At 49.8% G+C, this 11,112-nt stretch carries 9 protein-coding genes; 8 read left to right on the forward strand and 1 reads right to left on the reverse strand.

The window, feature by feature from the left end:
- Positions 1-106 precede the first annotated feature (106 nt).
- A complete protein-coding gene (locus C233_RS0115435) occupies positions 107-541 on the forward strand; it encodes an acyl-CoA thioesterase (protein WP_018668464.1) in 435 nt (144 codons plus the stop codon).
- A 67-nt stretch (positions 542-608) separates the two neighbouring features.
- Here C233_RS0115435 and yaaA read toward each other — a convergent pair whose 3' ends face one another.
- The gene (yaaA, locus tag C233_RS0115440; protein ID WP_018668465.1) at positions 609-1,373 is read right to left on the reverse strand and encodes a peroxide stress protein YaaA; all 765 of its coding nucleotides are present in this window, start codon (positions 1,371-1,373) and stop codon (positions 609-611) included.
- A gap of 238 nt (positions 1,374-1,611) precedes the next feature.
- Here yaaA and recJ point away from each other — a divergent pair, with 238 nt between their 5' ends.
- From recJ to C233_RS0115475, 7 genes are all read left to right on the forward strand, one after another.
- Entirely contained in the window at positions 1,612-3,327 is a 1,716-nt protein-coding gene (gene recJ, locus C233_RS0115445; protein WP_018668466.1) for a single-stranded-DNA-specific exonuclease RecJ, read from the forward strand.
- Between the two features lie 128 nt (positions 3,328-3,455).
- Positions 3,456-5,390: a RecQ family ATP-dependent DNA helicase gene (locus tag C233_RS0115450; RefSeq protein ID WP_018668467.1), complete on the forward strand. Its 1,935-nt coding sequence runs from the start codon at positions 3,456-3,458 to the stop codon at positions 5,388-5,390.
- 79 nt (positions 5,391-5,469) lie between these two features.
- Positions 5,470-6,429: a tetratricopeptide repeat protein gene (locus C233_RS0115455; protein ID WP_018668468.1), complete on the forward strand. Its 960-nt coding sequence runs from the start codon at positions 5,470-5,472 to the stop codon at positions 6,427-6,429.
- Between the two features lie 305 nt (positions 6,430-6,734).
- Positions 6,735-7,583: a prephenate dehydratase gene (locus C233_RS0115460; RefSeq protein ID WP_018668469.1), complete on the forward strand. Its 849-nt coding sequence runs from the start codon at positions 6,735-6,737 to the stop codon at positions 7,581-7,583.
- Positions 7,564-8,739, forward strand: a complete 1,176-nt coding sequence (locus tag C233_RS0115465) for a pyridoxal phosphate-dependent aminotransferase (protein WP_018668470.1) — start codon at positions 7,564-7,566, stop codon at positions 8,737-8,739. The genes C233_RS0115460 and C233_RS0115465 overlap by 20 nt, the downstream gene beginning before the upstream one ends.
- A 215-nt stretch (positions 8,740-8,954) precedes the next feature.
- Complete coding sequence (locus C233_RS0115470) at positions 8,955-10,022, forward strand: bifunctional 3-deoxy-7-phosphoheptulonate synthase/chorismate mutase type II (RefSeq protein WP_018668471.1); 1,068 nt, start codon at positions 8,955-8,957, stop codon at positions 10,020-10,022.
- A 278-nt stretch (positions 10,023-10,300) separates the two neighbouring features.
- Positions 10,301-11,074 carry a prephenate dehydrogenase gene (locus tag C233_RS0115475; RefSeq protein WP_026314883.1) on the forward strand — a complete coding sequence of 258 codons (774 nt, stop codon included), beginning with the start codon at positions 10,301-10,303 and terminating at the stop codon, positions 11,072-11,074.
- Positions 11,075-11,112: the final 38 nt, after the last annotated feature.

The raw sequence follows: 11,112 nt of genomic DNA on the forward strand, positions 1-11,112 counted from the left end.
GAAAGCCTGTTTTTAATTATTCATTAAGATATTGATAATCTTGATTTTCGCAGACGGGAAGTCCTGCATTTTATAGCGATATTAAAACAAAGTTTAAGAGAAAACAATGGAAGATATTAAATTTAACCACACACTACCTATACAACTGCGCTTCAACGACGTCGATAAGTTCGGTCACGTCAACAATACCGTTTACTTCTCTTTTTACGATTTAGGCAAAACAGAATATTTCGCCTCCGTATGCCCACACGTAGACTGGCAAAAAGACGGCATCGTCGTCGTCCATATCGAAGCAGATTTCCTGGCACAGATTTACGGTTCCGGCCACATTGCCGTACAAACCGCCGTAACCAAAATCGGAACGAAGAGTTTCCACCTTGCCCAGCGCGTTATCGACACGGAAACGCACGAGGTGAAATGTACCTGCACCTCCGTCATGGTAACATACGACCTCAGCAAGCATGAGTCCAAGCCGCTAACGGAAGAATGGGTCGAGGCAATTTGCAAATACGAAGGACGGGACTTGCGTAAAAAACAATAAAGCATACCTATCACGACAGTCGTCGCTGCCCGAGCACGGCGACGACTGCCATTACCATATCGGCAGGTTATCCCAATGCAAACAGCAAACGGTCGTCCGTGCTACGCTTCTCGTCGAATGCAAACCCTTCCCACGAAAATCCCCTCAAATCTTCCGGACGTTCAACACGGTTCTTGATTATGTAACGCACCATTTCTCCCCGGCACATCTTGGCATAAATAACGACCGTTTTCAGCTTGCCGCCTTTCCAAACCTGAAAATCGGGAGTAACCACCCGTACCTCTTCCTCCACCCGTTTCCAGTCAAACAATTCCTTCATCTCACTACTTGCCAGATTAACCAGCACACCACCCCGGCACTTGATTTCCGTAATGAAATAATCGGTCAATAACGGTTTCCAGTAATCGAACATGGATACTCCGCCCTTTCCGGGCAGCCGTACACTCCCCTCCAAGCGATAAGGCTTGATGCCGTCCAACGGACGAAGCAACCCGTAAAGGAAAGAAGTAATACGGAGGTGCTCCTGCGCATAACGGAAATCCTCATCTGTAAAATCCTTGGGCAAGATACGTTTATAAACCGCCCCGGTATATGCACCGATTGCCGGCATAGAGCGATTGTCCTCCGAACAGAAATCATGAAAACGAAGCTTGTTCTCCGCTGCAATCCTATAATTCACCTTCAAGAGCCTTTCCAGCTCCACAGCAGGTACCTGCGACATTTCTAACGCATTCTGCACAGCCTCCGCCTCGAAATGCGGAACGGTAACTTCGGGCACGGTCAACGGACAATGCGACGCCATAGTCTTGGCACAAGAGATAAAAGTAAGCATAACCCCGGTTTGTTTTTATGGTATAAAAGTATCCTTCTTATTTAGACAGCACAAAAATAAGAGGATTTTAGGAGAGAATACACATCGTTAAGAATATTTTCTATAGAATTCACAACGGTTTCAAGAGTTTTTCATACCTTTACAGCTTGTTGGAGAAATAGCCCTTATCAGGCGGATAGTAAAATCCTCTTTATCCTCCGGCATTTTGAGATAGAAAAAGAAAAAAATAATATATAAAATGACCCACAAATGGAATTATTTACCCATTACATCCGAGCAGGCAGAAGCAAGCCAACGACTGGCCCAAGAATTAGGGATTAGCCCGATACTTGGGGAATTGCTGGTGGAGCGGGGAATAACGACGGCGGCAGCAGCCAAAAAGTTTTTCCGCCCGCAACTACCGGATTTGTACGACCCGTTCCTTATGAAAGATATGGACGTGGCCGTAGAGCGCCTGAACAGGGCAATGGGGAAGAAAGAGCGCATTCTGATTTACGGAGATTATGACGTAGACGGAACCACGGCCGTGGCCTTAGTCTACAAGTTTATTCAACAGTTCTATTCGAACATAGATTACTACATCCCCGACCGTTACAACGAAGGGTATGGAGTTTCCACCAAAGGTGTAGACTACGCCGCCGCAACCGGCGTGGGGCTGATTATCGTACTGGACTGCGGCATCAAAGCCGTAGACGAGATTACGTATGCCAAAGAGAAAGGCATCGACTTCATCATCTGCGACCACCATGTACCCGACGAGATTCTGCCGCCTGCCGTAGCTATCCTGAATGCCAAACGCGAAGACAATACCTACCCTTACGAACACCTTTCGGGCTGCGGGGTAGGCTTTAAGTTCATGCAGGCATTCGCTATCAACAACGGCATCGAGTTTCATCACCTGATACCCTTGTTAGACCTGGTTGCGGTGAGCATAGCTTCGGACATCGTACCGATTATGGGAGAAAACCGCATCCTCGCCTACCACGGCTTGAAACAGCTCAACAGCAATCCGAGCGTAGGGCTGAAAGCCATTATCGACGTATGCGGGCTGTCAGAAAAAGAAATCACCGTTAGCGACATCGTATTCAAGATAGGTCCGCGTATCAACGCCTCGGGACGTATCCAGAACGGAAAAGAAGCGGTAGACCTGCTGACCGAGAAAGACTTCTCGCTCGCTCTGGAAAAAGCCGGGCAAATCAACCAGTACAACGAAACCCGCAAAGACCTCGACAAGACGATGACCGAGGAAGCCAACCAGATTGTAGCCGAACTGGAAGGGCTTGCCGACCGCCGTTCTATCGTACTGTACAACGAAGACTGGCACAAAGGAGTCATCGGCATCGTTGCCTCCCGCCTGACGGAAGTATATTACCGTCCTGCCGTAGTACTGACACGCACGGACGATATGGCAACCGGCTCGGCACGTTCTGTTTCGGGCTTCGACGTATACAAAGCTATCGAATACTGCCGTGATTTGCTGGAAAACTTCGGCGGACACACCTATGCAGCCGGTCTGTCCATGAAAGTAGAGAACGTACCCGCCTTTACCAAACGCTTCGAAGAATTCGTGTCCCAGCACATCCTGCCGGAACAAACCAGCGCCGTAATCGACATCAATGCGGAAATCGACTTCCGGGACATAACCCCGAAATTCTGTAGCGACCTGAAAAAGTTCAACCCCTTCGGTCCCGACAATACCAAACCGGTATTCTGCACCCACAACGTGTACGACTACGGAACCAGCAAAGTAGTAGGGCGCGACCAGGAACACATCAAGCTGGAACTGGTAGACAACAAATCGAACAATGTCATGAACGGCATCGCATTCGGACAAAGTTCCCACGTTCGCTACATCAAGACCAAGCGTTCCTTCGACATCTGCTACACCATTGAAGAAAACACCCATAAACGGGGAGAAGTACAGTTGCAAATCGAAGATATAAAACCCAATTAGTTCAGTTGAAAGTTGAGAATTGAGAGTTGAAAGCCAAGCTACACAATCAGGCTTTCAACTCCTAACTCTCAACGCCATGCCCGCACAGCCCGATAACTCCCAACTTTCACCCCCCAACTCTCAACGCCATGCCCGCACAGCCCGATAACTCCCAACTTTCAACTCTCAACTATCAACTCTTAAAACACTACTGGGGGTACGACCGCTTCCGGGGTATCCAGGAAGACATCATCAACAGCATCAGTGAAAATAAAGATACATTGGGGCTGATGCCCACAGGCGGCGGCAAATCTATCACCTTCCAAGTCCCGGCACTTGCCAAAGAAGGGATGTGCCTCGTTATCACCCCCCTGATAGCCCTGATGAAAGACCAGGTGCAGAACCTGAGAAAACGGGGAATCAAAGCGCTTGCTATCTACTCCGGCATGAGCCGGCAAGACATTATCGTAACCCTCGAAAACTGCATCTTCGGCAACTACAAATTTCTCTATATCTCCCCCGAACGGTTAGATACGGAAATCTTCCGCACCAAACTGCAAAAGATGAAAATCAGCATGATTACGGTAGACGAAAGCCACTGCATCTCGCAATGGGGATACGATTTCCGCCCCGCCTACCTGAAAATCGCAGAGATACGCCAACTGCTTCCGGGCGTACCCGTTTTAGCCCTGACCGCCACCGCTACCCCGGAAGTGGTGAAAGACATACAGGCACGCCTGCACTTCCGCCGGGAAAATGTATTCCGCATGAGCTTCGAGCGGCAAAACCTCGCCTACATCGTCCGCAAAACAGAGAACAAAACCGGCGAACTGCTGCATATCCTGCGCAGCATGCCCGGCAGCGCCATTGTATATGTACGCAACCGCCGCCGCACCAAAGAAATCACCGAACTGCTGAACCACGAAGATATCACAGCCGATTTCTACCATGCCGGACTGGACGATGCCACCAAAGACATCCGCCAGAACCGGTGGCAATCCGGCGAAAGCCGCGTCATGGTAGCCACCAACGCCTTCGGCATGGGAATAGACAAACCGGACGTACGCATCGTCATCCACATGGACTTACCCGACTCCATAGAAGCCTATTTCCAAGAAGCCGGAAGAGCCGGACGCGACGGGCAGAAAGCCTATGCCGTCGTCCTGTATGCAACATCGGACAAAGCAACGCTGCACAAACGCATAGCAGACACCTTTCCCGAAAAAGACTATATAAAAGACGTGTACGAACATATCCAGTACTACTACCAAATGGCAATGGGCGACGGGCTGGATTGCGTACGCGAGTTCAACATAGAAGACTTCTGCCGCAAATTCAAGTATTTCCCCGTTCCGGTAGACAGCGCACTGAAAATCCTCACCCTGGCAGGCTACTTGGAATACACCGGCGAGCAGGACAACACCTCGCGCATCCTTTTCACCGTTCGCAGAGACGAACTCTACAAACTGCGGGAAATGGGCGAGGACATGGACAAGCTTATCCAGTCCATACTCCGCTCCTACACAGGTGTATTCACAGATTACACCTATATCAGCGAAGACTCGATAGCCATACGCACAGGCCTCTCCCGCCGGCAAATCTACGAACAGCTAATCCACCTTTCCAAACTACGTATCGTAAGCTACATCCCCCGTAAAAAAACACCTTATATAATATACACGCGCGAACGCATAGAAACCCGGTACATCCACATCCCCCCGGCAATCTACGAAGACCGGAAAGCACGCTACGAAACCCGCATCAATGCCATACTGGACTACGTAACCAACGACACCGCATGCCGCAGCCGCATACTGCTGGATTACTTCGGAGAGAAAAACGAACACAACTGCGGACTATGCGACACCTGTATCAACCTGCGGAACAAACGGACATCCCGCCAACCGGATGCAGAAGAACTCACCGAAAAAATATACCGGGCGCTATCCGGCTCGCCGTTGACCCCCGCCGCCTTACTCGAACAAGTTGCAGCGGACAAAGAGCTTTTAACCGAAACCCTGCACCGGCTATTGGACGAAGGAAACATCATTGCCGTAGACGGAATGCTGCAAATCAAAAAATAAATCATTACTTTTGTGCAGTGCATTAACGCACCGGCCGGTATCGGCCTATTAAAAACATAACTAAAACCATATCGCAACCATGAGATTCTTTAAATCTTTTTTCTCCGGTAAGCCGGAAGACCCGGAAGAGGAAAAACAGAAAAACAAGCAGAAGAACTTCGAGATATTCAAGTACGACGGCATGCGTGCCCAGCGCATGGGACGCGCCGACTATGCCGTCAAATGCTTCACCGAAGCCCTTGCCCTGCAAGAGGATTTCGAGACAATGGGTTACCTGGCACAAGTATATATCCAGTCCAACGAACTGGACGAAGCACGCAAATTCTTGGAACGGATGACCGGGATAGAACCGGAACACACCTCCACCCTCCTGACTCTTGCCAATGTCTGCTACATGCAAGAAGACTATCCCGCTATGGCGGAAGCCGCCCGGAAAGCCATTGCCATTGAAGAAGGCAACGCCATGGCGCATTACCTGCTGGGCAAAGCCGACAACAGCCAAAACGACGGCATCATGTGCGTAGCCCACCTGACAAAAGCTATCGTACTGAAAGACGACTTTACAGAAGCCCGCCTGCTGCGCGCCGAAGCACTAACTAAGATGCAGCAGTACAAAGAAGCCCTGGAAGACATCGCCGCCATTCTTGCCCAAGACCCGGACGACGAAAGCGCCATACTGCTCCGCGGAAAAATAAAGGAAGCCACCGGTGCCGAGAACGAGGCGGAAACCGATTACCTCCATGTAACGGAGCTGAACCCCTTCAACGAACAGGCATTCCTCTACCTGGGACAACTGTACATCAGCCAGAAAAAGATAGCCGAAGCTATCGCCCTGTTCGACGAAGCTATCGAACTGAATCCGAATTTCGCCCAAGCATACCACGAACGCGGCCGTGCCAAGCTGCTGAACGGCGACAAGGAAGGTTCCGTAGAAGACATGAAGCGCGGACTGGAGCTGAACCCAAAAGACATACAAGGTTTCAACGGACAATACGGTAACCAGCCGGGCAATAACACAACAAACATATTGGGATTATAATAGAACATCTATAATTTGATGCTGATATTAAAAAAAAGTTCGTTTTTTATTTGCATATAAAAGAAAAGTGTTACTTTTGTCGCGTAATTCAAAACGAAAAGCAAGAATGAAATCATTTACTTATGCATATTACTTCTTTTTTTACTTTTACTTTAGCCGGAAAGTAGAGCGGGAGTTTGTATGTATCGAGTGACAGTGATACTTAAGAACAGAATAGAGAATCAAGCAATATATGAAATCCCGCTCCATTGTATGGAAGCGGGATTTTTTTTGTAGCATAAACTAAGAAAACAAATAATGACAGAATGAAAAAGGTAGCCATTCAAGGAACATTAGGTTCGTATCACGACATTGCCGCACACAAGTACTTCGAAGGAGAAGAAATACAGCTAATATGCTGCGCCACCTTCGAGGACGTATTCGCCGCTGTCAAGAAAGACAGCCAGACCATAGGCATGCTGGCGATAGAAAACACCATTGCAGGCAGCCTGCTGCACAACAACGAGCTGCTGCGCCAGAGCGGGGCACAGATTGTAGGCGAATATAAACTGCGCATCTCGCACAGCTTCGTCTGCCTGCCCGACGAAGACTGGGACGATATTACCGAGGTGAATTCCCACCCTATCGCCCTGATGCAATGCCGTGAGTTCCTCGGACAGCACCCCGGCATCAAAGTAGTGGAAGGCGAGGACACCGCCCTCAGCGCGGAAATTATCAAGAAAGAGAACCTGAAAGGACACGCCGCAATCTGTTCCAAAGCAGCCGCCGAGCGTTACGGCATGAAGGTGTTGCAGGAAAGCATCGAAACCAACAAACACAACTTCACCCGCTTCCTGGTAGTGGCCGACCCCTGGCAAGTGGACGAGCTGAACCGCCACCGCAACAGGGAAGTGAACAAGGCAAGCATGGTATTCACACTGCCGCATATGGAGGGAAGCCTCTCGCAAGTATTGTCTATCCTGTCCTTCTACCGTATCAACCTGACGAAGATACAATCGCTGCCTATCATCGGGCGCGAATGGGAATACCAGTTCTACGTAGACGTGGTTTTCGACAACGTACTGAAATACAAACAATCTATCGTGGCTATCACCCCACTTACCAAAGAACTTAAAATATTAGGAGAATACGAAGATGGAAAATCGAATATCTAAAATAAAGCCTGCCGACCGGCTGGCAAGCGTAAGCGAATACTACTTCTCTAAAAAGCTGAAAGAAGTGGCACAGATGAATGCCGAAGGCAAGGACGTAATCAGCCTGGGCATCGGCAGCCCCGACATGCCCCCTTCGGAGAGCACCGTACAGACGCTTTGCGAGGCAGCGCACAATCCCGACGGACACGGTTACCAGCCCTATGTGGGCATTCCCGAACTGCGCCGCAGCTTTGCCGGCTGGTACAAAAGGTGGTACGGGGTGGAACTGAACCCGAATACGGAGATACAGCCGCTTATCGGCTCTAAGGAAGGTATCCTGCATGTTACGCTGGCATTCGTCAACCCCGGCGAACAGGTATTGGTTCCCAATCCGGGCTATCCCACCTACACCTCGCTAAGCAAGATATTGGGCGCCGAAGTGGTGAACTACGACCTGAAAGAAGAAAACGGCTGGATGCCCGATTTCGACGAGCTGGAAAAAATGGATACGAGCCGCGTAAAGCTGATGTGGACCAACTACCCCAACATGCCCACGGGAGCGAACGCCACCCCGGAGCTTTACCGGAAGTTGGTGGACTTCGCACGCCGCAAGGACATCGTCATCGTTAACGACAACCCGTACAGCTTCATCCTGAACGAGCATCCCACCAGCATCCTCAGCGTGCCGGGAGCCAAAGAATGCTGCATCGAGTTCAACTCCATGAGCAAAAGCCACAACATGCCGGGCTGGCGTATCGGCATGCTCGCCTCCAATGCAGACTTCGTACAATGGATTCTGAAAGTGAAAAGCAACATAGACAGCGGCATGTTCCGCGCCATGCAACTGGCGGCTGCCACCGCCCTGGAAGCAGGCGAAGAGTGGTACGAAGGCAACAACAGAAACTACCGTGCACGCCGCCGCCTGGCAGGTGAAATCATGCATGCGCTCGGATGCACGTACGACGAAAAGCAGGTGGGCATGTTCCTTTGGGGCAAGATACCCGACAGTTGTGCCGATGTGGAGGAGCTTACCGAACGGGTACTGCATGAGGCACGGGTATTCATCACTCCGGGCTTTATCTTCGGCAGCAACGGTAAGAGGTACATCCGCATCTCGCTCTGCTGCAAGGACGACAAACTGGCGGAAGCCCTGAAACGCATCGAAGCGATGAAGTAATATCCTTACAAGCGCTTCCCCCTCCGGAAAAAGGAGGGAAACGTTTTACTAAAACCCGGCCGGAGATTTACTAAAACTCCGGCAAGGATTTACTAAAAGACCGACCCTGTTTTAGTAAATCTCCCGAACCGGTCTTCGGAAGGCATTCCCGGCAGGGTTGCCAACAACCGGAAAATATACATGGAATTAAGAATATAATTAAACAAATAAAGAATATGGAACTCGAATTAGAATCGATTTTATTGCCGGGCATCGAGGACAAACGCCCCTTGATTATCTCCGGGCCGTGTAGTGCAGAGACGAAAGAACAAGTTATGGACACTGCCAGGCAGTTGGCGTCCAAAGGAATGAAGATATTCCGTGCGGGCATCTGGAAACCCCGTACCAAGCCGGGCGGTTTCGAAGGTATCGGCGTGGAGGGCTTGCCCTGGCTTAAAGAGGTAAAGCAGGAAACGGGCATGTACGTCTCTACCGAGGTAGCTACCGCCAAGCATGTGTACGAATGCCTAAAAGCCGGCATAGACATACTCTGGATAGGCGCACGCACCACCGCCAACCCCTTTGCCGTGCAGGAGATAGCCGATGCCCTGAAAGGCGTGGACATCCCGGTATTGGTAAAGAATCCCGTAAACCCTGACCTCGAATTATGGATAGGCGCCTTGGAGCGCATAAACAATGCCGGGTTAAAGCGTCTCGGCGCCATTCACCGCGGTTTCAGCAGTTACGACAAAAAGCTTTACCGCAACCTGCCCCAATGGCACATTCCTATCGAGCTGCGCCGCCGTATCCCGAACCTGCCCATTATCTGCGACCCGAGCCATATCGGTGGGAAGCGCGAATTGATTGCCCCACTCTGCCAGCAGGCAATGGACTTGGGTTTCAACGGCTTGATTATCGAGAGCCACTGCAACCCGGACTGTGCGTGGAGCGATGCCGCCCAGCAGGTTACCCCGGATGTGCTGGATTATATCCTCAACCTGCTCGTTATCCGCAAGGACACGCAGAGCACCGAAAACCTCAGCGAACTGCGCAAGCAAATCGACGAGTGCGATAACAACCTCATCCAGGAGCTGGCTAAAAGGATGCGTGTGGCACGTGAAATCGGCACGTACAAGAAAGAGCACGACATGACGATTCTGCAAACGGGACGTTATAACGAAATTCTCGAAAAACGCGGTTCGCAAGGCTCGCTCTGCGGCATGGATTCCGAGTTTATCAAGAAAGTGTTCGAGGCGATACACGAGGAGAGCGTACGCCAACAAATGGAAATCATTAATAAATGACAAATTAGTTTTCACCACAGAGGAGCACAGAGTTTTTTAGATTGTTCTCGGAGAGATTTATTGCTTTTCAGACAAAAAAAGAAAAAAGAAAAAAGAGAAAAGACAGAAGAACAAAAGAACAGAAGGACATAAGAACAGAAAGACATAGGAACAGAAAGGCAAAGAGACAGAAACTATGCGGAAACATGTCGTTTGTGCGACACAACAGAATTTATTCTTTTGTTCTTCTGTCTGAAGAACTCTGTGTCCTCTGCGGTGAAATCATAACAACCGAAATCATGCGAATATTAATACTCGGAGCCGGAAAAATGGGCTCTTTCTTTACGGATATTTTAAGTTTCCAACACGAGACAGCGGTGTACGACGTCAACCCGCACCAGTTGCGTTTTGTCTACAACACCTACCGCTTCACTACGCTGGAAGAAATCAAGGAGTTCGAACCGGAGCTGGTAATCAATGCCGTTACGGTGAAATATACCCTGGAAGCCTTCCGCCAGGTGTTGCCCGTACTGCCGAAGGATTGCATCATCAGCGACATTGCCTCGGTAAAGACGGGACTGAAAAAATTCTACGAAGAAAGCGGTTTCCGCTATGTTTCGACGCACCCCATGTTCGGCCCCACCTTTGCCAGTTTGAGCAACCTGAATACGGAGAACGCCATTATCATCAGCGAAGGCGACCACCTGGGAAAAATCTTTTTCAAAGACCTGTACCAGACCATGAAGCTCAATATCTTCGAATATACCTTCGACGAACACGACGAAACGGTAGCCTACTCCCTGTCTATCCCCTTCGTTTCCACCTTTGTGTTCGCAGCGGTCATGAAGCATCAGGAAGCCCCGGGAACGACTTTTAAAAAGCATATGGCCATTGCCAAAGGATTGCTGAGCGAGGACGATTATCTGCTCCAGGAAATTCTGTTCAATCCCCGTACGCCCGGACAAGTAGAAAATATACGTCTGGAGCTCAAACAGTTATTGGAAATCATCAACAATAAGGATGCGGAAGGGATGAAGAAATACCTGACTAAAATCAGAGGGAAGATTAGATGATAATGGGAGTTAGGGGGAAAAGGAATAAAGAAAATCCG

The sequence above is a fragment of the Bacteroides gallinarum DSM 18171 = JCM 13658 genome (genome assembly GCF_000374365.1).
GTDB classification, from domain to species: domain Bacteria; phylum Bacteroidota; class Bacteroidia; order Bacteroidales; family Bacteroidaceae; genus Bacteroides; species Bacteroides gallinarum.